The following is a 23188-nucleotide window of genomic DNA, read 5'->3' on the forward strand; positions in this document are numbered from 1 at the left end:
GATCACCCTCGTGCCGTCGATGCGACCGCGCACCGCGTACATCCCGCTGCTGTCGCGGGGGTGCAGTGGTTCGATCGACTCCGGGTCGAGCAGCTGCTCCAGCCGCACGTCGGGGTCGCGCGGATCCTGTTGCGCCTGCTCGGTTTCCGGGCGGGTGGCCACTGCGGTCATCGGTTCCTCCGGAAGTTCGGTGTTGGGAAGGCCGCCGTGGGCGTGATTGGCGCCGCTGACGGCGGCCGACCGTGTGCGGTTGTCGTACCGCAGAGCGCCAAAGGACGGGCTGAGCGGAGGCCCAGCCCGTCCCGTGCGCGAACGGTCATGCCCTAGCGAAGGCGAGCGCGACGTTGTGCCCACCGAAGCCGAAGGCGTTGTTGATCGCTGCCGTCTGCTCGACGTGCCGCGGCTTGTCGGCGACCACGTCGATCTCGATCTTCGGGTCGATCGTTTCCAGGTTCCGGGTCGCCGGGATGATGCCGCGCTGCAGCGAGAGGATCGTCAGGATGCTCTCGACCGCGCCGGCCCCGCCGACCAGGTGACCCAGCGAGCCCTTCGGTGCGGTGACCACCGCACCGTCGCCGATCGCCTTGCGCACCGAGTTCGCCTCGCCGACGTCACCGACCACGGTGGACGTCGCGTGCGCGTTGACGTGCCCGATGTCGGACGGCTGCAGGCCCGCGGTCTGCAGGGCCTTGCGCATCGCGGCGACCTGGCCGCGGCCGTCCGGCGGGCTGCCGGTGATGTGGTAGGCGTCGGACGTGATGCCCACGCCCGCCAGCCGGCCGTAGATCCGCGCGCCGCGCGCCTTGGCGTGCTCCGCGCTCTCCAGGACGACCACGCCGGCACCCTCGCCCATCACGAACCCGTCGCGGTCGACGTCGAACGGGCGGGAGGCCCGCTCCGGGTCGTCGTTGCGGGTGCTCAGGGTCCGGGCCTGGGCGAAACCGGCGATGGTGATCGGGTGGATGCAGGCCTCCGCGCCACCGGCCACCACCACGTCGGCATGCCCCTGCTGGATCATCTCGAAGCCCTTGGCCAGGCCCTCGGCGCCCGAGGCGCAGGCCGATGCGGGGGAGTGCACCCCGGCGCGGGCCCGCACGTCCAGGCTGACCATCGCGGCCGGGCCGTTGGGCATCAGCATCGGCACGGTCAGCGGCGAAACCTTGCGCAGCCCCTGCTGCTGCAGCAGTTCGTTCTGCTGGAGCAGCGTGACCGGTCCGCCGATGCCGGTGCCCAGCGACACGCCCAGCCGGTCCGGGTCGACCGGCTCGTCGTCGTCGGTGGGCAGCTCGAACCCGGCGTCGGCCCAGGCCTCGCGGGCGGCGATCACGGCGATCGCCTCGCAGCGGTCCATGCGCCGCAGCTGGACGCGGGGCAGCACCTCGCTCGGGTCGACCAGCAGCGGGGCCCCGATCTTGGCCGGGAGCTCGAGCCGGTCAACCCACTCGGCTTCCAGCCGGCGGACGCCGCTGGCGCCGTTGACGAATCCGTCCCAGGTGGACGCGACGTCACCGCCCAGCGGTGTCGTCGCGCCCAGCCCGGTGATCACGACATCCGTGGTCATGCGTTCTTCGTGATGTAGTCCACCGCATCACCGACGGTCTTGAGGTTGGCCAGCTCGTCGTCCGGGATCTTGACCCCGAACTTGTCCTCCGCCTGCACGGCGATCTCCACCATGGACAGCGAGTCGATGTCCAGGTCGTCGACGAAGGACTTGTCGACGGTCACGTCGGCGGCGTCGACACCGGCGACCTCCTCGACGATGGCGGCGAGACCGGTGGTGATTTCCTCGTTCGACACGGGTAGTTCCTTCCTGGTTCTTGCGTTCCGCGCCGCGAGCCGGTGGCCTGCGGCAGTTTGGGGTGGGCTCAGGGGCAGATGGCGACCTGGGCCGCGTACGACAGCCCGGCTCCGAAGCCCACGAGCAGCATCACGGCACCGCTGGGGATCTCCCCAGCCGCCCGCATGTGGTCGATGGCCAGCGGGATGGATGCCGACGACGTGTTGCCGGAGTAGACGATGTCACGCGCGACCACGAGGTCGTCACGGGCACCCTGCGTCTTCAGCTTCTTGGCGATCGCCTCGACGATCCGCAGGTTCGCCTGGTGCGGCACCAGGACGTCCACATCGGACAGCTGGAGTCCGGCCGCCTCGACGGCCTGGGCCGCCACCGGCGCGATCTGCGTGGTCGCCCACCGGAAGACCGACTGGCCCTCCTGGTAGATGTACTTGGCGTCGCGCAGGTAGATGGTGTCCACCAGGTCGCCGGCGCTGCCCAGCACGCCCGGGCCGAGCTCCGGCTCCTCGGCCGGTCCGACCACTGCGGCGCCGGCACCATCGGCGAAGATGATGCAGTTCGCGCGGTCTTCCCAGTCCAGCCATTCCTGGAACCGCTCCGAGCCGATCACCAGCACGTTGCGGGCCGATCCGGAGCGCACCGCGTCCGAGGCGGTGGACAGCGCGTAGACGAACCCGGCGCAGGCGGCGTTGAGGTCGTAGGCGCTCTTGGCCTTGATGCCGATCTGGTCGGCGACCTGGGCCGCGGCGTTGGGGATCCCGCCCTGCATGGTGCACGTGGCGACGATCACCTGGTCCACATCGGACGGTGCCAGGCCCGCGTTCGCGATCGCCTTGGCACCGGCCTCGACGGCCATGCTGACCACGGTCTGGTCGTCGTCGCCGAGGCGGCGGTGGATGATGCCGACGCGCTGCCGGATCCACTCGTCGTTGGTGTCGACGATCTTGGCCAGGTCGTCGTTGGTGACGATCCGGTTGCCCTGCGTGCTCCCGAAGCCGAGCAGTCGGGTGGCGGCCGGAATGGGGTTCTGGTTGAGACGGGGTCGCGTCACGCGTCGCTCCCGAGCAGATCGGCGACCTTGTCCAGGTCGGCAGGGGTCTTCAGAGCGACGGCCTTGACGCCCTTGAGTTCGCGGCGCACCAGGCCGCTGAGGGTTCCGGCGGGCGGGAACTCCACCACGGCCTCGACACCGCGGTCGGCCAGCGCCGCCATGCAGCTGTCCCAGCGCACCGGGCTGGTCACCTGCGAGACGAGGCGGCTCAGGATCTCGGCGGCATCGGTGACGACCTCGCCGTCGGCGTTGGACAGCAGCGGCAGCGCGGCGTCCGTGGCGGTCACCTTCTCCGCGTGCTGGGCCAGGCTTTCCCGCGCGGGCGCCATGAAGCGGGTGTGGAAGGCGCCGGCCACCGGCAGCGGCCGCACCCGGGCGCCGGCCGGCGGTTGGGCCGCGAGCTCCTCGAGGGCGGGCACCCGCCCGGCGGCGACGATCTGGCCCGCGCCGTTGCGGTTGGCCGGGTCCAGGCCGAGCCGCTCGAGGTGGGCGACCACATCGTCCGCATCCCCGCCGAGCACGGCGGACATGCTGGTCGGCTCCAGCGCGCACGCGGCGGCCATCTCCCGGCCGCGGACGGCGGCGAGCGCGACCGCGTCGTCGAAGCTCAGGGCGCCGGCGATGGCGGCGGCGGCCAGCTCACCGACGGAGTGCCCGGCGACCGGCGTGCCCGCCGGGACCGTCACCCGGCGGCGCAGCTCGTCGGCTGCGATCAGCGACAGCGCCACCACCAGCGGCTGGGTGACCGCGGTGTCCTTGATCTCGTCCGCTTCGGCGGTGGTGCCGAGGCGGAGCAGGTCGAGACCGGTCGACTCGGACCAGGCGGCGATGCGTTCGGCGACACCGTCCAGTTCGAGCCACGGGTTCAACATCCCTGGGGTCTGCGACCCCTGTCCGGGGGCTAGAAGCGCGATCACCCTTGTAACTGAACACGTCCGGGGGCGGTCGACGTGATGTCGATAGAGACGAAGTCCGGACCGCAAAGTTGTGGAGTGTCTACAAGCGCGGAGGTGGGGGAGCCCGGCCAGGGGGCGAATCGTTGTCGGCTGTGTCTGGTTGGTGACCGATCGGTGAATACCGGTAAAGCCCAGTTGCGGCGCGTGATCACCGCGTCACCAGAGGCCGCGGGACTTGGCCAGCCTGCCCACGGCGAGTCCGACCCGCAGGACGTGGGCATCGCGGGCGTTGGACGGCGTGTGGCCGGTGAGTTCCGCCACTCGGCGCAGCCGGTACCGGACCGTGTTCGGGTGCACGTACAGCTGCCGAGCGCAGTTCTCCAGCACGCCGCCGACCTCCAGGTAGGTGTCGACGGTCTCCATCAGCGCGCCGCCGGCGTCCACCAGCGGCAGCACGATCCGCTCGACCAGCTGCCGCTCGGCCTCCGGATCACCGGCCAGCGCCCGCTCCGGCAGCAGGTCGCCGGAGGGCACGGGGCGCGGCGCGGTCGGCCACGCCACCACGGCCCGCAGCGCGGACATCGCATCGCCGGCCGACCGGTGCGCCTCGGCCAGGCTCGGCATGGTCGGCCCGACCACGACCGGCCCGTCGTCGAACGCCTCGGACAGCCGCTTGGCCGCCTCCTCGTTGGTGCGCGCGTCGTCAGGGCCGCCGAAGACCACCACCAGCCGGGTGCCCTGCACCCCGAGCAGCACCGGGCAGCCGACCCGCGCCGCGCGGCTGCGCACCTGGTAGACGATGGTCGGCGGGTCGTCGGACGGGGCGTTGCCGACCAGCACGGTCGCCTCGGATGAGGGCTCCCAGCCGAGTGCGGCGGCGCGGGAGAGCAGCGACTCCTCGGCGTCGCCACGCACGATGCCGTCGACCACCAGCGCTTCCAGCCGTGCGTCCCACGCGCCGCGGGCCTCCGCCGCCGCGGCGTACGAGGTGGCGGCCGCGAAGGAGATCTCGCGGGTGTAGCGCAGGATCGACTCGGTCAGCAGGATGCGCTCGTGCTCCTCGGAGGCCAGCTCCGGCAGCTGCTGTTCGAGCACGTCGATCGCGACCCGGACCAGCTCCAGGGTCTGCCGCAGGCTGACCCACCGGGACAGGTCCCGGGGCGCGGCGCGGAAGGCCTCGGCGGTCAGCCGGATCGCCTCGGTCGGGTCCTGCAGCCACGCCACGAAGTTGGTGGCGCCGGTCTGGGTCACCAGGAGCACGCTCGCCCGCTGGTCGGCGGGCAACCGCCGGAACCACGGCAGGCGCTGTTCCATAGCGCTGACGCTGGCGCTGGCCAGCCCGCCGGTGCCCCGTTCGAGGCGGCGGAGCGTGGCGGCGGAAAGCTGACGCTGCGTACCGGTATCCCGCTCACCTGCGCGTTCGGTACTCATGCCTCCAGAATCGCACGTCGCCGATCAGCTCCGGCGACCAGCGGCCAGGCGGTGCGGGCCGGCTCACAACGCGGCGGGGCTCGGGCCCGGGGAGCGGTGTTGCGGTACCGCCGGGGCTCGGGCCGCCGCGGACGGTTGATCCCACGGTCGGGGGCGGTCGCCTTCGGCGGCATCGACCCGATCGAGGGAAATGAATCGCCCTTTCGAGGGGCCTGTCGCGGTTGCCGGTAAAGCCGTCGCAGGAAACGATCTCCGGCACACGCGAATCGGGTTTTGTTCTATCGAGGTGAATTCAAGTGGGAGCTCTCCAGCAGGGACTCGCAGAGGCGTGGGTCGCAATTGCGACCTTCGTCCCGAAGCTGGTCGTATTCCTCATCATCGTGCTGGTCGGCTGGCTGATCGCGAAGGCGATCGGCAAGGCGATCCAGATCGTGTTCGCCCGGCTCGGTTTCAACCGGCTGCTGGCGAAGTCCGGGCTCGGTGAAATGACGTCGAAATCGAACATCGACATCTCCGGCCTGCTGGTGAAACTGGTCTACTACTTCATCCTGCTCATTTTCGTGCAGCTGGCGCTGGGCGTTTTCGGGCCCAACGCGATCAAGGACCTGATCGACACGGTGGTGCTGTTCCTGCCGCGGATCGTGGTGGCGATCGTGCTGGTGCTGGTGGCCGCGGCGATCGGCCGCGCCGTCGGCGACCTGATCCGCGGCGCGCTGGGCAGCCGCCCGATCGGGCCGGTGCTGGCCAAGGTCACCTTCGGGTTCATCGTCGCCCTCGGCGTGATCGCCGCGCTCAACCAGCTCGGCATCGCCCTCACCGTGACCACCCCGGTGCTGATCGCGGCGCTGGCCGCGCTGGCCGGCGTGATCATCGTCGGCGTCGGCGGCGGCCTGATCAAGCCGATGCAGCAGCGCTGGGGCCGGTGGCTGGACAGCGCCGAGGCCCAGTTCTCCGGCTCGCCCGGTTCCACCGGCTCTTCCGGTTCCACCGGCGGCCCTGCGGAGAACGGCAAGAACGGCGCGAAGCCGGGGACCGGCGACGCGGGCGTGAGCGGCCACGCGTGACCGCGCGCCGCGCCTAGCCGAAGGTCGGGACTCACCCGGTGGGTGGGTCCCGGCCTTTTTCACGCACTTGGCCGTGGTCGCCCGCGCGCGGTCGCGACACCATGGGAGAACGGATCAAGCCGGGAGGTGATCAGTAGTGGCTCTGCCTCTCGTCTGGCTCGCGGACGTGTTGCGCGCGGCCGGGCTGACGGTGGTCGAGACCGACGGCTGGCGGGACCGGACCGCCACCTCGGGACCGCAGCCCGCTCCGGTCGGCGTGCTGGAACACCACACCGCGACGCCCGCGTCCTACGAGAACCCCGCGCCGAGCGTGCAGCTGTGCATCGACGGACGCCCCGACCTGGCGGGGCCGCTGTGCCACGCGGTGATCGGCTTCGACGGGGTCGTGCACATGATCGCCGCCGGTCGGGCCAACCACGCCGGCAAGGCGAAGGCCTCCGGGCCGAACCCCGAGGGCGACGGCAACACCCTCTACGTCGGGTTCGAATGGGACTACCAGGGCGTGGACCAAGGGCCCAGCCCGGAGCAGTACCGGGCGGCGCTCAAGGCGACCACCGCGGTGCTCAACCACCTCGGGCGCCCGATGGACGCCGCGCGCGGCCACAAGGAGACCAGCGTCACCGGCAAGATCGACCCAGGTCACGTCGACATGGACCAGTTCCGCGCCGAACTCGGCAAGAGGGATCAGGAGGACGTGATGAACCCGGAGCAGGACGCGATTCTGCGCCGCCTGGAACACGAGCTGCTCGGCCCCCGCGGGCCGAAGGGCGAGATCCAGGGCTGGCAGACCGAGATCGGTCCGCGCACGATCGTCGCGATGCTCGTCGACCTCGTCAACGAGGTGGTGGCGAAGCAGCAGGCCCCGGCGGCTCCGGCGCAGGGGAAGGGGGCCGACGCGGAAGCGATCAAGACGGCGTTCCAGGCGCTCCCGCCGGATCAGGCCGCCCCGCTGCTGGCGGAACTGGTGCGGATCCAGCAGGACCGCCAACTCACCCCGGAGCAGTACGCCCAGCGCCCGCAGGCGTAGCGATCAGCGGGTCCGCCACCGGTGGAACCGCTTGAACCCGAGCAGGCGCAGCCCGGGTGTCGTGGAGATGAGCTGCGGAACGTCGTCGCCGTCGCGCAGGTCGCTCGCGACGATCCGGCGGTGCGCGTCCTCGTCGGCGAACTCGGCGTAGTTGACGACCCGAGTGCCGTCGGTGCTGATGTGGAAGTGGTTGGCGAGCATTCCGGCCGGCGGTTCGACGTCGGTGCGCTGCGCCAAGCCCGGCTGCTCGTCCAGCAGGGTGTCGACGAAGTGGCGCGCGGTTTCGTGGCCGTCGGTCTCGAAGGAGACGGCGACCACGCAGCCGGGCCGCTCGTCGCCCAGCACGAGGCTGCGGTAGCGCTGGTACTCGACCACGCCGTGGCGCTCGATCCCGGGCACTTCCGCGAAGATCTGCTGGACCCGCTCCGGCGGATCGCTCCGCTTGAACCCGGCGTGCGCCGCAGCGTCCGTCCACTGTGAATAGTGGAGCAGGGTGTCGCCGTCGGTGCTCGTCAAGCAGCTGTAGGAAAGCAGCCCATCCGGCCAGGCCAGGTGGTCCCACGCGGACATGGCGGTCGCGGTGGCGGCCTGCTGGCGCTCCGGTGTTCCCACGGTCCACTCGCTCATGAGCACCAGGCCCGCGTCCGCGCGGACGATGTCGGGCAGGGAAGCGGTGCTGGTCATTCCGTCCTCCTGGAAGTGGTCGGGGTTCAGCGGAAGTCCTCGGCGTGGTCGGCGACCCACTGCCGGAAGGTTCGTGCCGGTAACCCGGTGATGTCGGGTACCGCGGAGGAGATCGGGCCGGGCCGCCGGACCATCTCGGCGTAGCCGTCGAGGGCGGACTCGGCGACCGAGGTGGGCATGCCGGGGAACATCTTGGGCAGCGCTTCCTCCGGGGTGATCTCTTCCCAGCGCAGCGGTCGGCAGAGCACTTCGCCGATGGTGCGCACCTGTTCCGCCTGCGTGATCAGCTCGGGCCCGGTGAGCGTGTGCTTGGTCCGGCTGAATCCGCCGTTGGTGAGCACGTGTGCCGCGACCGAGGCGATGTCGTGCTCGTGGATCAGTGTCATGGACGCCGCCCCGAAGGCCCCGCGCACGACGTCGCCGCGGCGGATCTCCGGCGTCCAGGCCAGCGTGTTGGACGCGAACGCGTATGGGCGGAGGAATGTCCATTCGAGACCGGAGCGCTCGATCTGGTGCTCGACGGCGTGGTGGAAACCGGCGATGGGGCCGACCTGCTCCGCCACGTCGTCGCGCACCGCCGCCGAGGACAGGAAGACGATCCGACGGGCGTGCTCCTCGATCGCTTCGACGACGGCCGGATCTGCCGGGACGGAGGCCATCGGCCAGATCAGGAACGCGGAGTCGATTCCCTCCAGGGCGGAGTGCAGCGAGGGCAGGTCGGTCAGATCGCCGCGCACCACCTCCGTCGCATCGGGGAGCTTGGCGGCCGCGGGATTCCGGACCGTCGCGCGGACTTCGGCGCCGGCGTTCTGCAGGAGGGTGACGGCCTGCCGTCCGACCTTGCCGGAGGCGCCGATCACCAGGATCTTCTCGTTGATCACGGATGAAAAGTACAACGAGCATGGCAATAAGTGCAACGTTCATTGTACTTCGATAGCGTGAGCGTGATCACGGGAGATGGATGAGGCTGGGCTTGAGAAGCCCCGATTTCAGGCGGAAGCGGAAATCCACCCCGTCGGCGTTCGGGCCGAGGCGGAGGGCCGGGAGATCGTCCGAAGGTGTTCGGTCAGGCGTCGCGAACGATGCGGCGGTGGGCCCGCTGGTCGCGGCGGCTCTGGAGGCGCTTGACGAGGGCCGGCTGCTGCTGGAGCGCCTCGGGCTCGTCCAGCAGGCGGTTCAGCCGCTGGTAGTAGCGGTTCGGGGAGAAGCCGAAGCGCTCCTGGATGACCCGTTCCTTGTTGCCCTGGTAGTGCCAGTGCTCCAGCTCGAAGTCGAGGATGGCGCGATCGGTGTCGTTCATCCCGGCGTGCCCCCTTCGAGTTGCTGCCGATCGAGTCTACCGGCCGGGGCACGCGTGTTCGATCGGCCATCCCGGTTCGTCGCGCGGGAATTTCCTTGTCACTCAGGGCAAACGAGCGGCGACGGCGCGTCGCCGGTGGGACAGGTGGCGGGTCAGCGCAAGCCCTGCCAGCAGCGCCAAGAGCACCGAGACGCCCGGCCACCCGAATCGGGAGTAGGTGCGCACCCCGAGCCAGGAACCGAAGCTGCCGCCGAGGAACGCGCACGTCATGTAGGCCGCGTTGAGCCTGCCGCGCACCTCGGGGCGCAGCGCAAAGATCCGCACCTGGTTGGCGACCATGCCGGACTGCATCGCGACGTCGAGGAGCAGCGTGCCGACCACCAGTGCCGCCAGGCCGAGCGCCCCGCCGAGACTGCCGACCGCGAGGACGGCGGCGGCCGCGATCACGCCGAGGATGCAGACGAGGTTGACCGGATCGGGCCCCCGGCGGTCCGCCTGCCGCCCGGCGAGCGGCGTGCAGATCATGGTCGCCGCGCCGACCAGGGCGAGCGCCCCGACCGCCGACGTGCCCAGGCCGTACACCGGGCCGGTCAGCAGCAGCGCGACGCCGGTCCAGACGGCGGTGAAACCGGCGAAGATCGTCGCCTGGTAGAAGCAGGAGCGGCGCAGCTCGGGCTCGGCGCGCAGCAGCCGCAGCGACTCGGCCAGCAGCGCCGGATACCGCTGCCGGGATGCCGGGACCGTCGTCGGCAGCGAGAAGGCCAAGGCGGTCGCGGCGAGCAGCGCGAGCGCTCCGGCCACCGCGTAGGGCGCCCGCCAGCCCAGCCATTCCCCGATGGTTCCGCCGAACGCTCGGGCCAGCAGCATCCCGCCGATCGAGCCGCTCAGCAGCACGCCGGTGACCGATCCGCGCCGGTCGTCGGCCACCAGCCCGGCCGCCATGGGAGCGATGATGGGCGCGATCACGGTCGTCACGCCCACGAGGACGCTCGTGCCGACCAGAGCCGGCAGCGCTGTCGCGGTGCATGCGACGAGCAGGCCGATCCCGGTGAGCCCGAGCAGAGCGACGATCAACGGGCGGTGCGGGACCCGGTCGCCGAGCGGCACCAGCAGGAAGATCCCGGCCGCGTAGCCCAACTGCGCCGCCGTCACCGCCAGCGCGGCCGATTCCGGCGGCACCTGCAGGCCGGCGGCGATCAGCGGGCTGATCGCCTGCGGGAAGTAGATGTTGCCCACGGCCACGCCGCAGGTCAGCGCCAGCAGCAGGACGAGCGGCCGACTCATGCCGGCGGGGCTGCTTCCAGGCGTCCGGGAAGTGCTGTCACGAGGCAACGATCATCGGTGCGCCGACCGGGCGCAACCGGTTTTCCGGGCAGACCGATCCTGTGATCCAGCCCACGTATCGGGTGCGGAACAGATCTCCGGGCGCACGATGTTGAGCAGATCGAAACGAAGTCGTGCGCTCCGGGGTCGGTGAAAATCCGAACCGGCGGTGAAAGTCCGCGAACCGGCGCCTCCACGCGGAGGTGTCGGCCGATCCGGTGGAATTCCGGGACCGACGGTGAAAGTCCGGATGAGAGGCAGCGCACGGGCGGCCGCGATCGGCCGTCGGCGTGTCCGGCCGGCGGTCGTCGACGTCGGCTTCCCGCGTGTACCCCGGTGCGTTCGCATCCGGCGGGAGGAGCGGGCGTGCAGGCAATCGCGGAATGGGTGCTCGACAACGGGTTCACCGTGCTGGGCCAGAAGATCTCCTGGGCGGAACTGGTCGGGCAGCTGTGCGCGCTCGCCGTCGTCTTCCTCGCGCAACGCAGAACCCTCGCGACCTGGCCGGTGCAGGTGTCCGCGACGGTGCTGCTGTTCGCCGTCTACGCCTCCGCCCACCTGGGCGGGCTGGCCATTCGGCAGGTGATCATCCTGCTGATCTCGGTCTACGGCTGGTGGGCCTGGAACCGGCGCAGCGACCCGGTTTACGGCGTCGTGGTGCGCAAGGCCAGCGTCGTCGAGCGGCTCGTGCTGATCTCCGCGCTGGCGCTGGGCACCGCCGCGTTCGCGCTGCTGCTGTCCGCGCTGGACGCCTCGTGGGCCCCGTGGCCGGACGCCTGGATCTTCATCGGCACCCTGGTTGCGTTCTGGGCGCAGGGCCGCGGCCTCGTCGAGTTCTGGCTGGTCTGGCTGGCCGTCGACGCGGTCGGCGTGCCGCTGCAGATCGCCTCCGGCCTGTACTTCAGCGCGGCGATCTACGTCGTCTTCGCGGCGCTGGTGGTCCACGGCTGGTGGAGCTGGAACCGCACGGCACGCGTCCAGCGCACCCGCGAGAGCGCCGCAGTCGGGGGCTGACCGCAGTTTCAATTGAAACTGCGCCGCCGCGGACCAGCCGTGCAGGACCGGCGTGGTGTGTTCATCCGCCGGCCATGCGGGTGCGCCCGGCCGTTCGACTCCCCGGGCGAAGATCGCTGGCGATCAACGCCCGTTGTGAGGAGTTCAGGTGCCCGGAAGTCCGTTGTCCCGTCGTTCGGTCCTGGTGGGCGGGGCCGTGCTCGCCGCCGCAGCGCCCGCCCTCCCAGCCTCGGCGGCGGAGCTCCGCGGTGTCGGCAGGCCGGCCAGGCCCGGCCGGCTGTTCACCCTCGGCGTCGCCTCCGGCGAACCGCTGCCGCACGGCGTGGTGCTGTGGACGCGGCTGGCCCGTGACCCGCTCGCCGAGGACGGTCTCGGCGGCATGCCGAACCAGGAGATCAAGGTCGACTGGGAGGTCGCCACCGACGAGCGGTTCAGGCACGTCGTGCAGCGCGGGCACGTCGACGCGGCACCGCGGTCGGCGCACAGCGTGCACGTCGAGGCCAACGGCCTGCGCCCGGGGACGGAGTACTTCTACCGGTTCCGCGCCCGGGGCGAGATCTCGCCGGTCGGCCGCACCCGCACCGCCCCGGCGCCGGGCGCGCTCGGCGAGCTGACCATGTGCTTCGCCTCCTGCGCGCACTACGGCGAGGGCTACTTCACCGCCTACCGGCGGATGGCCGAGGACGAGCCGGGCCTGATCCTGCACCTGGGCGACTACCAGTACGAGTACGCCGCCAACGCGAGCAAGGACGTGCGCGAGGTGCACGGCCCCGAGACGGTCACGCTCGCCAACTACCGGCAGCGGCACGCCCAGTACAAGACCGACCCGGACCTCCAGCTCGCGCACTCGGTCGCCCCCTGGCTGGTCGTCTTCGACGACCACGAGGTGGAGAACAACTGGGCCGACGAGATCCCGGAGGCGAAGTCCGAGACGCAGGGGCAGGCGTTCCTCCAGCGGCGCCGCGACGCCCTGCAGGCGTACTACGAGAACATGCCGCTGCGGCGGGAGTCGATGCCGGGTGGCATCAACATGCGGCTCTACCGGCGGCGCGCGTGGGGTTCGCTGGCGAACTTCCACATGCTCGACACCCGCCAGTACCGCGACGACCAGGCGTACGGCGACGGCAACAAGCCGGACGGCCCGGACCTGCACGTCCCCCAGCGCACCATCACCGGGATCGACCAGGAGGTGTGGCTGCTGGACGGGCTGCGCGACTCCCGCGCTCGGTGGGACGTGCTCGGCCAGCAGGTCTGGTTCGCCCAGATGGACCACGATCCGGGCCCGGCGAAGGTGCTGCCGATGGACGCCTGGGACGGCTACCAGGCGTCGCGCCAGCGGGTCAAGGCCGGTTTCGACGCCGCCCGCAACGTCGTGGTGCTGACCGGTGACGTGCACTCGCACTGGGCCGCCGACATCAAGGCCGACTTCGACGACCCGGACTCGCGCAACGTCGCCGTGGAGCTCACGACCACGTCGGTCACCTCCGGCCGGGACGGCTCGGAGACGAACGCGGGCGGCGACAAGATCAAGGCCGCCAACGAGCACGTGCACTTCTACAGCGCCCGCCGCGGCTACGTGCGAACCCGGATCACGCCGAACCTGGTCCGCGCCGACTACCGGGTGCTGCCGTACGTCTCCAGCGCCGGCGCCCCGGCGGCGACGGCGGCCAGCTTCGTCACCCAGGACCGCGACCCGGGCCTGCACGCGGTCTGATCCCGAGCCCGGCACACCGCGGGGCGCCCGCCACCCGGCGAGCGCCCCGCGGTCGTTCCCCGATCAGGCGACGCCGGGATCCGACGTCTGCGGCCCCGCGGCCTGGACGTCCTCCAGCCGGTAGCGCCGGGTCGCCTCGACCACCTTGGACTTGTCCACCTGGCCGGTGCGGGCCAGCGCGGCCAGCGTCGCGACCACTGTGGACTCCGCGTCCACCAGGAACACCCGCCGTGCGGCCGGCCTGGTGTCGGAGAACCCGAACCCGTCGGCGCCGAGGCTGACCATGTCGCCGGGCACCCACGGCCGGATCAGGTCCGGCACCGCGCGCATCCAGTCGCTGACCGCGACCACCGGGCCGGCGGCGTCCGCCAGCGTCCGGGTGACGTGCGGCACCTGCGGCTCCGCCTCCGGGTGCAGCAGGTTGTGCCGGTCGGCGGCCTCGGCCTCGCGCCGCAGCTGCGACCAGGACGTCGCCGACCAGACGTCGGCCTGCACGCCCCACTCCTCGGCCAGCATCTGCTGGGCCTTCAGCGCCAGCGGCATGATCACGCCCGACGAGAGGATCTGCGCCCGCGGGCCCGAACCACCCGGGGCGGCCTGGTACCGGTACAGGCCGCGCAGCAGCCCGTCGACGTCCAGGTCCGCCGGCTCGGCCGGCTGCCGGTACGGCTCGTTGTAGACGGTCAGGTAGTAGAAGACGTCCTCGGCGTTCTCGCCGAACATCCGCCGCAGGCCGTCCTTGACGATGTGCGCCACCTCGAACGACCACGCCGGGTCGTAGGCGACCACCGCGGGGTTCGTCGCCGCGATCAGCTGCGAGTGCCCGTCGGCGTGCTGCAGGCCCTCACCGGTCAGCGTGGTCCGCCCGGCGGTCGCGCCGAGCACGAACCCGCGCGCCATCTGGTCGGCCGCCGCCCAGAAGCTGTCGCCGGTGCGCTGGAAGCCGAACATCGAGTAGAAAATGTAGACCGGGATCATCGGCTCGCCGTGCGTGGCGTAGCTGGTGCCCGCGGCGGTGAACGACGAGGTCGAACCGGCCTCGTTGATGCCCTCGTGCAGGATCTGGCCCTTCTCACTCTCCCGGTAGGCGAGCATCAGCTGGTAGTCCACCGGCGTGTAGAGCTGGCCCAGCGGGTTGTAGATCTTCTGCGACGGGAACATCGAGTCCATGCCGAACGTGCGGGCCTCGTCCGGGATGATCGGCACGATCCGCGGCCCGATCTCGCGGTCCTTGGCGAGGTCCTTGAGCAGCCGGACGAACGCCATCGTGGTGGCGACCTCCTGCTTGCCGGAGCCGCGCCGGACCACCTCGTAGACCTTGTCGCCGGGCAGCACCAGCGGCTTGGCCTTCGCCCGCCGCTCCGGGAGGTATCCGCCCAGCTGCCGGCGCCGGTCCTGCAGGTACTGGATCTCCGGCGCGTCCTGTCCGGGGTGGTAGTACGGCGGCAGGTACGGGTCGAGGTCCTCGTCGCTGATCGGGATCCGCAGGCTGTCCCGGAACAGCTTCAGGTCGTCCAGCGTCAGCTTCTTCATCTGGTGGGTGGCGTTGCGGCCCTCGAAGTGCGGGCCGAGGCCGTAGCCCTTGATCGTCTTCGCGAGGATCACGGTCGGCTGACCGTGGTGCTCGGTGGCCGCCTTGTAGGCCGCGTAGACCTTGCGGTAGTCGTGGCCGCCGCGGCGCAGGCCCCAGATCTCGTCGTCGGTGAGGTGCTTGACCATCTCCTTGGTGCGCGGGTCGCGGCCGAAGAAGTGCTCCCGGACGAACGCCCCGTCGTTGGCCTTGTAGGTCTGGTAGTCGCCGTCCGGGGTGGTGTTCATCAGGTTCACCAGGGCGCCGTCGCGGTCGGAGTGCAGCAGCGCGTCCCACTCGCGGCCCCAGACCACCTTGATCACGTTCCAGCCGGCGCCGCGGAAGAACGCCTCCAGCTCCTGGATGATCTTGCCGTTGCCGCGCACCGGCCCGTCGAGCTGCTGCAGGTTGCAGTTGATCACGAAGGTGAGGTTGTCCAGCCCGTCGTTGGCCGCGACCTGCAGCAACCCGCGCGACTCGGGCTCGTTCATCTCGCCGTCGCCGAGGAACGCCCACACGCGCTGCTGGCTGGTGTCCTTGATGCCGCGGTCGTGCAGGTAGCGGTCGAAGCGCGCCTGGTAGATCGCATTCATCGGCCCCAGGCCCATGGAGACCGTGGGGAACTCCCAGAAGTCCGGCATCAGCCGCGGGTGCGGGTAGGACGGCAGGCCGCCGCCCGGACCGGCGTGCGAGTACTCCTGGCGGAACCCGTCGAGCCGGTCGGCGGACAGCCGGCCCTCCAGGAAGGCACGGGCGTAGATGCCGGGGGAGGCGTGGCCCTGGATGTAGAGGTGATCACCACCACCCGGGTGGTCCTTGCCGCGGAAGAACCAGTTGAAGCCGACCTCGTAGAGGCTGGCGGAGGACGCGAAGGACGAGATGTGGCCGCCGACGCCGACGCCCGGCCGCTGCGCTCGGTGCACCATCATCGCGGCGTTCCACCGCATCCAGGCCCGGTAGCGGCGTTCGGTCTCCTCGTCGCCGGGGAACCACGGCTCCTGCTCGGTGGGGATGGTGTTGACGTAGTCCGTGCTGGTCAGCGAGGGGACGCCGACGCCGGATTCGCGGGCGCGCTGGAGCAGCCGCAGCATGAGGTAGCGGGCGCGCTGCTGCCCGTTGGCCGACAGCACCGAGTCGAAGGACTGCAACCACTCCTCGGTCTCCTGCGGATCGATGTCCGGCAGGTGGGAGGCGAGACCGTCCCGGATGACCCGAACCCGCTGCGCGGGCATGGGGACGTCGTTGTTGAGCGGGGACAAGGGAACTCCTCGACTACGTCGTGGACGTGGCAGGGTGTCGGACAGTGATGTCCGACACCCTCATGGTCCACCATCTCGGCCACCGATGCGCACACCGGAGGAGAACCAGGCTGTTGATGTCGAGCCGGCCGGTCTAGAGTCGAATCCCAACGCGTTGCTACGGCGTGTCGTGCCGTCAGCAGTTGCGCGGATGGCGGTCGGCAGTGTTCGCTATCCGCCAGATCTGGAAGGTGTGCGGCGTCCAAGGGTCGTCGCACCGGTGCATTGGAGGAGTGAGCAAACCGTGGTCGCCGCGGGAGACGCCGGTAAAGGCGAAGCCGACGTCGCCGAGAGGCTCGACATCGAGCCGGAGATGGTTGTCCAGGAACTCGGCTGGGACGAAGACGTCGATGACGATGTCCGAGCCGCGATCGAGGAGCGCTGCGGGAGCGAACTCCTCGATGAAGATGCCGACGAAGTGGTCGATGTCGTGCTGCTGTGGTGGCGCGAAGAGGATGGCGACCTGACGGACACGCTTCTCGATGCCATGACGCCACTGTCAGATGAAGGGGTCATCTGGGTGCTGACCCCGAAGACCGGCCGGGAGGGCTACGTCGAGCCGGCCGACATCTCAGAGGCGGCATCGACGGCGAACCTCGCCCAAACGGGGAAGGTGAGCCTCGGCGAGGGCTGGATGGGTACCAGGCTGGCCTACCGCAAGGCGAAGGCCCGGCGCTGATCGACCGTCGTTAGTCGCTGTGCGCATGTCCACCCCGTGGGCACCGGTGCTCGCCATCGGTGCCCACGGCGGTCGGCTCGGTGTAGGTTCGGCGATGACAAGGTCACGTCGATCAGGAGGATTCCTCATGACGGTCGAGGTCGGCGCGCAGGCGCCGGACTTCACGTTGCCGGACTTCAACAAGGAGAAGGTCTCGCTGGCCGACTTCCGCGGCAAGAAGAACGTGCTGCTGGTCTTCTACCCGTTCGCGTTCAGCGGCATCTGCCAGGGCGAGCTGTGCCAGGTCCGGGACGACCTCGGCGAATTCCAGAACGACGACGTCCAGGTCCTCGGCGTGTCCGTCGACTCGCCGTTCGCGCTCAAGGCTTGGGCGGAGAAGGAGGGTTACACCTTCCCGCTGCTGTCTGACTTCTGGCCGCACGGCGAGATCGCCAAGGCTTACGGCGTGTTCAACGAGGCGGCCGGCATGGCCAACCGTGGCACGTTCCTGATCGACACCGAGGGCAAGGTCCGCTTCGCCGAGGTGAACCAGCCGGGTGAGGCCCGCGATCAGGATGTCTGGAAGAAGGCGCTCGCCGAGCTCAAGGCCTGAGCGAAGCGGTGGCCGACCGGGTGCCGAGCGTGGCGCGAAACACCGGTAGGGTGTCCGAAGTGATCCGATCGGATGAACCCCGGACGGCCACCAACAGGGCGCATAGCTCAGCGGAAGAGCACTTGCCTTACAAGCAAGGGGTCGTAGGTTCGAACCCTACTGCGCCCACCATCATCGCAGCCCGTTGATCCGAGGTGAAATACCAGGTCAACGGGCTTTTGCACGCCATCTGGATGATCTTGATCCGTTCGTCCATTGTGGTCGCCTGCGCAGTCGGTAGGACCCGGGTGGATCATCCGGCGCTGGGCAGGGTGATGGTGATGGTCAGTCCGCCGCCGGGGTTGGGGGTGGCGGTGGCGGCACCGTGGTGGCTGTGAGCGATGGCGCGCACGAGGGCCAGGCCGAGGCCGTGTCCGTTGGCGTGAGTGCGGGCGCGGATTCGGTAGAACGGCTCGAACAGCCGGCCGGCTTCTTCGGATGTGATGGGCTCGCCGGTGTTGGTGACGGTGATGATGGCGGTGCCGTCCCGGGCGGTGGTGGTCAGTCGTGCTGTGCCACCGGTGTGGTTGTGCCGGATGGCGTTGTGCAGCAGGTTGGTCAGCAAGTGGTGGAGCAGGTCCTCGTCGCCGTTCACGGTGGCCGGGTGCAGCTCGTCGCGCACGGCGATCCGGTTGGCGCCTGCTTCGGTTCGCACCTGTTCCAGCGCGTGCGCCGCGACTGCGGTGAGGTCGACGTGCTTTGCGTCGTGGATGCCGTGGTGGGCTCGGGACAGGGCGAGCAGCGCTTCCACGGTTGCGATGCTGCGTTCGTTGGTGGCCAGCAGTTTGGGCGCCAGGGTGGCGAGATCGTGGTCGCGGGGGTGTGCGATGGCGACCTGCAGCATGGTGCGCGTGGTCGCCAGTGGGGTGCGCAGTTCGTGCGACGCGTTGACGGCGAAGCGTTGCTGGGCTTGGAAGCTGGCGTGCAGCCGGTCGAGCATCGTGTCGATGGTGTCGGCGAGTTCGGTGAACTCGTCCTGGGGGCCATCGAGGTGGATGCGTTCGTGCAGGGAGTGGCCTGCGACGGTGCGTGTCGTCCGGGTGATGCGGTGGATGGGGGCGAGCATGCGCCCGGCGATGACCCAGCCGAGCAGGAACGAGATCAGGGCCAACCCGATCAGCGCCACGCCGGACAGTTGCAGCAGCGTCATCAAGATGTCGTCTTTGCTGGTGATCGTGCCGATTGCCGGTCCGATGTCGTCGGCAGGGATGGCCGGAACCACGGTTTCTGGCATGGGGGCGGCGGGCTGCAGGTCGTAGCTCGGGATGTACCGCATCAGCGCGTACACGGTGAGCAACAACGCGATGCCGCAGGCCAGCACCGTGCCCCCGTAGAGCAGGGTGAGCCGCAGCCGGATGGATAGCCGATTCCGCCGCAGCGTGGCGTGGATGCTCACGTGGTGGCGGCGAGGTAGTAGCCGACACCGGTAGCGGTGTGCAGGATGGGTGGGTCGCCGAGTTTGCGTCGCAGTGTGGAGATGGTGATGCGGACGGCGTTGGTGAACGGGTCGGCGTGGGCGTCCCAGGCCTTCTCCAACAGGTGTTCCGCGCTGAGCACCGCCCCGTCCGCACGCAGGAGCAGTTCCAGGACGGCGAACTCCTTCCGGGTCAGCCGCAAGGAATGGTCGCCGCGGCGGGCGTCGCGGCGAGCGGGGTCCAACCGGAGGTCGGCGTAGGTCAGCACGGGAGGGTGTGCTGCGGCGCCGCGTCGTCGCAGGGCGTGCAGCCGGGCGACGAGTTCGGGGAAGTCGAACGGTTTGACCAGGTAGTCGTCCGAGCCGAGACGCAGCCCGTCGACTTTGTCGGCCAGACTGCCGGCCGCGGTCAGCATGAGGATCCGGCAGCCGGCTCGGCCGGCCACCAACTGTCGGCATACATCGTCGCCGTGCACGCCGGGGAGGTCGCGGTCCAGCACGACCACGTCGTACTCGTTGACCGCCACGCTCTCCAGGGCTGTCGCCCCGTCGCCGGCGATGTCGACCGCCATGCCTTCGCGGCGAAGGCCGGCCTGCAATGCTTCGGCGAGGAAGGCTTCGTCCTCCACGACCAGCACCCGCACGCGTTCATCCTCCTGCCCTCAGGTGACCCGCCTACGCCGGCTGGCACGAGGACTACATGATCCTCGTCGGGACATACGGTCGGCATATGGAGATCATCAGACGCTGGCGATAACCGCGGTCTGGATGGATGGGACCAGACCGCGGCCCGCTGCCGCGGTTGCGCCGGCGGTACGACCGCCGGAGCGATGTCCGCATGCAGAAGGGAATCTCACATGTCTTCCTCGCGGAAGGTAGCGACGGTCGTCGCCGGCCTGGCCATCATGCTCGGTGCCGGTGGAGTCGCGTTCGCCAGCACCACGAACTCGCCGGCCAACGACAGCAAGCCGATCACGGCGATCGAATGCCGGCCGGCCGAGGTGTTGCCGCCCGGCACGCCCACCGTGCCGGCGAAACCGGTCGACGATGTGTCGATCCCGTCGCTGCCGGGGGAGCCGATCGAATGCCAGCCTGCCGAGGTGCTGCCGCCCGGCACGCCCGGCGAGTCGGCGGAGCCGGTCGACGACGTGTCGACCGCGCCCATCGAGCTCGACAAGTAGGACAGCGGTCACGATGACCGCTTGAGGCAGATGTCCGACGACACGATTCGTGGGGCCAGGTGGACCTCGGCCCCACGAATCGTGTCGTGATCGCCGTGGTCCTGGCGGAGTGCTGGAGCTTGATGTCACCAGGCCATGCGGGCCGCGGTCATCGACCGGATCGAACGGCTGGCGACCGGGACGGGGCAGGAGGAATGAACAGGTTGCTGATGCTGGGTGCCGCGATCGCGCTGGAAGTCGTCGGCACGTTGTCGCTGCGGGCGATGGGCGGGTTCGCGCAACCGTGGTGGCTGGTGCCCGTGGTGATCGGATACGTCGGTGCCTTCTACCTCGTGGCGAAGGTGCTGGCCACCGGCCTGCCAGTGGGGGCCGTTTACGGGATCTGGGCCGCCTCCGGTGTCGCGCTGACCGCGATCTTCGGGGCCGTCATCTTCGGCGACCCGCTGACCTGGGTGATCGGGCTGGGCATCGTGATGATCATCGGCGGGGTCCTGCTCGTCGAACTGGGTTCGCAGCGGGCCGAGCGTGCGCGGCACCAGGCCGGCGAGCCGCAAGGCGTGCTGAGCGCTTCGGGAAGCGAGTGATCATGTGGTTGCTGCTCGTCGGTGCCATCGGGCTGGAGACCGTCGCGACCCTGTCGATGAAGGCATCGGAAGGCTTCACCAAGAAGGCCTGGATCGCGCCGGTCGTGCTGGGGTACGTCTGCGCGTTCGCGTTGCTCGGCGTCGTGCTGGGGCAGGGCATGCCGGTCGGGGTCGCCTACGGGATCTGGGCCGCGAGCGGTGTCGCGCTCACCGCGATCCTCGGCCGCGTCATCTTCCGCGACCCGCTGACGTGGGTCATGGCTGCCGGTGTCGTGCTCATCATCGGCGGCGTGCTGGTGGTCGAACTCGGTGCGCAGGCGGCGTACTGATCTCCTTTGGCGAGAAGGGGAATGCCAGCAGCCGGGTTCCTCGAGACCGAGTTCACCGAACCTCCTCCGCGTCGGTTCCTGCTCGGGCGGCTCACCAAGCCTGCCCGAGCGCGCCGGAATGCGACCGCAACACCTGATCTGTTGTCGAGAGTTGGGAATGGCGAGCCACCATGAGCATGACCGAGACGTCCCGGAGCCGGACCGGTTCGACATCACTAGAACGCCGAGCGCCGGGCACCTCGCGTTCGGTTCGGGGGCGCACTACTGCCTCGGCGCGCCGCTCGCCAGGCTTGAGGGCGAAGTGTTCTTCGCGGCGGTCGCTCAGCGCCTGCCCGGGCTGGTCAGGGACGGCGAGGCGCCGCACCGGCGGCTGATGGCGTTGCGCGGCCTCGGCGAACTGCCGGTGCGGCTCGGCTGACTCCGCCAGCGCCTGCGACGCCACCGTTCGCGACTGCTCGACGCTGCTTGCGGTTTCCCCTCGTTCCGTGTGGGGATTCCCTGGTACTGAAACGCGACGCGGCTCCTCCCGTCGGGAGGAGCCGCGTCGATGTTATTAACCGCTAGCGTCTGAGGATGCTCAGAGCGGGCGGACGCTGCTGGCCTGCGGGCCCTTCGGGCCCTGCGTGACCTCGAAGTTGACCTGCTGGTTCTCCTCCAGCGTGCGGAAGCCGCTGGAGTCGATCGCCGAGTAGTGGACGAACACGTCAGCGCCGCCGTCGTCGGGGGCGATGAAGCCGAAGCCCTTTTCGGCGTTGAACCACTTGACGGTTCCCTGTGCCATTTACTGTCTCCTCTGTGGAACTGAAGACGGACCGCCGCCGGTGCGGCAACCCGGGCCGTAGTTTCAGACGGCTACCACTTCAGCTGAACCAAAGGGAGAAGCTCGCCCGCAACTCGTCCTGCGAGCGTGCCGAGAACACGAACTCAGAATTCAATACGACCGAGGTCAGATTAGCACCTCCGGGGCTCGCTGTGTGCCCGGTGACCGACAGGTTCGGCGGATGGCTGGATGATGTGGGCGTGGATGTGAGTGGGCGGGACGAGCTGCTGGGGGCGGCCGAGGCGCTTGAGCGGCTTGCCGCCGTTTCGACCGGTGGCGATTGGCGGGTCGGGGGCTTGCTCGCGACCAGGCCGGATGTCGTTGCGGATCTCGGTGGTGGCTCGACCGAGCACGTCGCGGAGGCGCGGGCCGGCAGCGCTCGGTGGATCGCCGCTCTTTCGCCTGCCCTGGCCGGGCCCCTTGCCGCGTGGCTCCGGTCGGTCGCCCGGGCGGAACCCGTCGACGCCGAGGCCCTGGCGTTCGCCCGTGCCCTGCGACGGCGGCTCCCCGGGCCATCGTCAACTCATGGTTGACGACAATCGAACGTCAACCTATGGTTGACGCATGGACAAGGTACAGGTTTCCGACCACGTTTCGCTGGACGCGTTGATCCAGGCCATCAAGAAGGCGCACACCGATGCCCTCGACCAGCTCTCCGATGCCGTCATCGCCGCCGATCACCTCGGGGAGGTCGCCGATCACCTGATCGGGCACTTCGTCGACCAGGCCCGGCGGTCCGGCGCTTCCTGGACCGAGATAGGCAAGAGCATGGGCGTCTCGAAGCAGGCCGCCCAGAAGCGGTTCGTGCCGAAGGCCGACGCCGGCCTCGACATGAGCCAGGGATTCGCCCGGTACACCGACCGCGCGCGGAATGTCGTGGTGGTGTCGCAGGCAGAGGCCCGCACCTCGGGCAGCGTCGAGATCACGCCCGAGCACCTGGTGCTGGGGCTGCTGGGCGAGCCGAACGGGCTCGGCGCGAAGGCGATCGTCGCTCAGGGCGTGTCGCTGGACGCCGTCCGGGAGTCCGCGGCCGAGGCGCTGCCGCCTGCCGCCGACGAAGTGCCGCATCTCATCCCGTTCGACGCCGCGGCGAAGAAGGTGCTGGAGCTGACCTTCCGGGAGGCGCTGCGGATGGGGCACAACTACGTCGGCACCGAGCACATCCTGCTCGCGCTGTTGGAGAACGAGGACGGCACCGGTGTGCTCTCCGGGCTGGGCATCGAGAAAGCCGCGGCCGAAGCCAACATCACCGCTGCGCTCGACGCGATCGTGGCCGCCCGGGAGGAGTGAGCCACCTGGCGGCGGAGCCCGTTGGCCTGCGGGGATGTCGACGGGCTCCGCAACCGCGCGCCCGCCGGTTTCGCCTCGTCCGCGGCCGGGCAA

At 70.0% G+C, this 23188-nt stretch carries 25 protein-coding genes, 1 tRNA gene and 1 riboswitch; of the genes, 13 read left to right on the forward strand and 13 right to left on the reverse strand.

Annotation, left to right across the window (positions count from 1 at the left end; genetic code table 11):
- Positions 1–316: 316 nt before the first annotated feature.
- The 5 genes from E1288_RS22100 to E1288_RS22120 all read right to left on the reverse strand — a co-directional run bounded on the left by E1288_RS22100 (position 317) and on the right by E1288_RS22120 (position 5173).
- Positions 317–1561, reverse strand: a complete 1245-nt coding sequence (locus E1288_RS22100; protein WP_132488018.1) for a beta-ketoacyl-[acyl-carrier-protein] synthase family protein — start codon at positions 1559–1561, stop codon at positions 317–319.
- Positions 1558–1797, reverse strand: a complete 240-nt coding sequence (locus E1288_RS22105; protein ID WP_093273031.1) for an acyl carrier protein — start codon at positions 1795–1797, stop codon at positions 1558–1560. Before E1288_RS22105 ends, E1288_RS22100 begins: the two co-directional genes overlap by 4 nt.
- 68 nt (positions 1798–1865) lie before the next feature.
- The gene (locus E1288_RS22110; RefSeq protein WP_132488020.1) at positions 1866–2846 is read right to left on the reverse strand and encodes a beta-ketoacyl-ACP synthase III; all 981 of its coding nucleotides are present in this window, start codon (positions 2844–2846) and stop codon (positions 1866–1868) included.
- On the reverse strand, positions 2843–3763 hold the full coding sequence (locus tag E1288_RS22115) for an ACP S-malonyltransferase (RefSeq protein ID WP_132488022.1): 921 nt from the start codon (positions 3761–3763) through the stop codon (positions 2843–2845). The genes E1288_RS22110 and E1288_RS22115 overlap by 4 nt, the downstream gene beginning before the upstream one ends.
- 195 nt (positions 3764–3958) lie before the next feature.
- Positions 3959–5173 carry a PucR family transcriptional regulator gene (locus E1288_RS22120; protein WP_207954490.1) on the reverse strand — a complete coding sequence of 405 codons (1215 nt, stop codon included), beginning with the start codon at positions 5171–5173 and terminating at the stop codon, positions 3959–3961.
- Between the two features lie 296 nt (positions 5174–5469).
- Here E1288_RS22120 and E1288_RS22125 point away from each other — a divergent pair, with 296 nt between their 5' ends.
- Entirely contained in the window at positions 5470–6237 is a 768-nt protein-coding gene (locus E1288_RS22125) for a mechanosensitive ion channel family protein (RefSeq protein ID WP_132488024.1), read from the forward strand.
- A 136-nt stretch (positions 6238–6373) separates the two neighbouring features.
- Positions 6374–7264 carry a peptidoglycan recognition protein family protein gene (locus E1288_RS22130; protein WP_132488025.1) on the forward strand — a complete coding sequence of 297 codons (891 nt, stop codon included), beginning with the start codon at positions 6374–6376 and terminating at the stop codon, positions 7262–7264.
- 3 nt (positions 7265–7267) lie between these two features.
- Here the strand turns inward: E1288_RS22130 and E1288_RS22135 are convergent, their stop codons facing one another.
- From E1288_RS22135 to E1288_RS22150, 4 genes are all read right to left on the reverse strand, one after another.
- A complete protein-coding gene (locus tag E1288_RS22135) occupies positions 7268–7948 on the reverse strand; it encodes an antibiotic biosynthesis monooxygenase (protein WP_132488027.1) in 681 nt (226 codons plus the stop codon).
- Positions 7949–7974: 26 nt separating this feature from the next.
- Positions 7975–8829 carry an SDR family oxidoreductase gene (locus tag E1288_RS22140; protein ID WP_235883724.1) on the reverse strand — a complete coding sequence of 285 codons (855 nt, stop codon included), beginning with the start codon at positions 8827–8829 and terminating at the stop codon, positions 7975–7977.
- 185 nt (positions 8830–9014) lie between these two features.
- Positions 9015–9248 carry a DUF3263 domain-containing protein gene (locus E1288_RS22145; protein ID WP_132488029.1) on the reverse strand — a complete coding sequence of 78 codons (234 nt, stop codon included), beginning with the start codon at positions 9246–9248 and terminating at the stop codon, positions 9015–9017.
- A gap of 102 nt (positions 9249–9350) precedes the next feature.
- On the reverse strand, positions 9351–10532 hold the full coding sequence (locus tag E1288_RS22150; protein WP_132488031.1) for an MFS transporter: 1182 nt from the start codon (positions 10530–10532) through the stop codon (positions 9351–9353).
- 171 nt (positions 10533–10703) lie between these two features.
- Positions 10704–10839: riboswitch (FMN riboswitch) on the forward strand.
- 98 nt (positions 10840–10937) lie between these two features.
- Here E1288_RS22150 and E1288_RS22155 point away from each other — a divergent pair.
- Complete coding sequence (locus tag E1288_RS22155) at positions 10938–11585, forward strand: nicotinamide mononucleotide transporter family protein (RefSeq protein ID WP_132488033.1); 648 nt, start codon at positions 10938–10940, stop codon at positions 11583–11585.
- 148 nt (positions 11586–11733) lie between these two features.
- On the forward strand, positions 11734–13299 hold the full coding sequence (locus E1288_RS22160) for an alkaline phosphatase D family protein (RefSeq protein WP_132488035.1): 1566 nt from the start codon (positions 11734–11736) through the stop codon (positions 13297–13299).
- Positions 13300–13362: 63 nt separating this feature from the next.
- On the opposite strand, the gene aceE is transcribed toward E1288_RS22160, so the two are convergent.
- Positions 13363–16101 (reverse strand): pyruvate dehydrogenase (acetyl-transferring), homodimeric type, encoded by a 2739-nt coding sequence (aceE, locus tag E1288_RS22165; RefSeq protein WP_132488178.1) that lies wholly within the window; start codon positions 16099–16101, stop codon positions 13363–13365.
- A gap of 310 nt (positions 16102–16411) precedes the next feature.
- Between aceE and E1288_RS22170 the strand changes: the two genes are divergently transcribed.
- The 3 genes from E1288_RS22170 (at position 16412) to E1288_RS22180 (ending at position 17609) form a co-directional block, all read left to right on the forward strand.
- A complete protein-coding gene (locus E1288_RS22170; RefSeq protein ID WP_132488180.1) occupies positions 16412–16846 on the forward strand; it encodes a DUF3052 domain-containing protein in 435 nt (144 codons plus the stop codon).
- A 127-nt stretch (positions 16847–16973) separates the two neighbouring features.
- Entirely contained in the window at positions 16974–17438 is a 465-nt protein-coding gene (locus E1288_RS22175) for a peroxiredoxin (RefSeq protein ID WP_093273006.1), read from the forward strand.
- A 96-nt stretch (positions 17439–17534) separates the two neighbouring features.
- Positions 17535–17609, forward strand: a tRNA-Val gene (locus E1288_RS22180).
- A gap of 121 nt (positions 17610–17730) precedes the next feature.
- Here the strand turns inward: E1288_RS22180 and E1288_RS22185 are convergent.
- Positions 17731–18873 (reverse strand): sensor histidine kinase, encoded by a 1143-nt coding sequence (locus tag E1288_RS22185; protein ID WP_132488037.1) that lies wholly within the window; start codon positions 18871–18873, stop codon positions 17731–17733.
- Complete coding sequence (locus tag E1288_RS22190) at positions 18870–19535, reverse strand: response regulator transcription factor (RefSeq protein ID WP_132488039.1); 666 nt, start codon at positions 19533–19535, stop codon at positions 18870–18872. The genes E1288_RS22185 and E1288_RS22190 overlap by 4 nt, the downstream gene beginning before the upstream one ends.
- 213 nt (positions 19536–19748) lie before the next feature.
- On the opposite strand from E1288_RS22190, the gene E1288_RS22195 reads away from it, so the two are divergent.
- From E1288_RS22195 to E1288_RS22210, 4 genes are all read left to right on the forward strand, one after another.
- Entirely contained in the window at positions 19749–20072 is a 324-nt protein-coding gene (locus E1288_RS22195) for a hypothetical protein (protein ID WP_132488041.1), read from the forward strand.
- Between the two features lie 194 nt (positions 20073–20266).
- Positions 20267–20656 carry a DMT family transporter gene (locus E1288_RS22200; protein ID WP_132488043.1) on the forward strand — a complete coding sequence of 130 codons (390 nt, stop codon included), beginning with the start codon at positions 20267–20269 and terminating at the stop codon, positions 20654–20656.
- Between the two features lie 2 nt (positions 20657–20658).
- The gene (locus tag E1288_RS22205) at positions 20659–20985 is read left to right on the forward strand and encodes a DMT family transporter (protein ID WP_132488045.1); all 327 of its coding nucleotides are present in this window, start codon (positions 20659–20661) and stop codon (positions 20983–20985) included.
- A gap of 157 nt (positions 20986–21142) precedes the next feature.
- Complete coding sequence (locus tag E1288_RS22210) at positions 21143–21403, forward strand: cytochrome P450 (protein WP_328592472.1); 261 nt, start codon at positions 21143–21145, stop codon at positions 21401–21403.
- A gap of 159 nt (positions 21404–21562) precedes the next feature.
- On the opposite strand, the gene E1288_RS22215 is transcribed toward E1288_RS22210, so the two are convergent.
- Positions 21563–21766 (reverse strand): cold-shock protein, encoded by a 204-nt coding sequence (locus E1288_RS22215; RefSeq protein WP_093273004.1) that lies wholly within the window; start codon positions 21764–21766, stop codon positions 21563–21565.
- 200 nt (positions 21767–21966) lie between these two features.
- On the opposite strand from E1288_RS22215, the gene E1288_RS22220 reads away from it, so the two are divergent.
- Together E1288_RS22220 and E1288_RS22225 are read left to right on the forward strand one after the other, a co-directional pair.
- Entirely contained in the window at positions 21967–22338 is a 372-nt protein-coding gene (locus tag E1288_RS22220; RefSeq protein WP_235883725.1) for a hypothetical protein, read from the forward strand.
- 31 nt (positions 22339–22369) lie between these two features.
- Entirely contained in the window at positions 22370–23095 is a 726-nt protein-coding gene (locus E1288_RS22225; RefSeq protein ID WP_132488049.1) for a Clp protease N-terminal domain-containing protein, read from the forward strand.
- Positions 23096–23188 lie beyond the last annotated feature (93 nt).

The sequence above is a fragment of the Saccharopolyspora elongata genome, from assembly GCF_004348985.1.
GTDB lineage: Bacteria > Actinomycetota > Actinomycetes > Mycobacteriales > Pseudonocardiaceae > Saccharopolyspora > Saccharopolyspora elongata.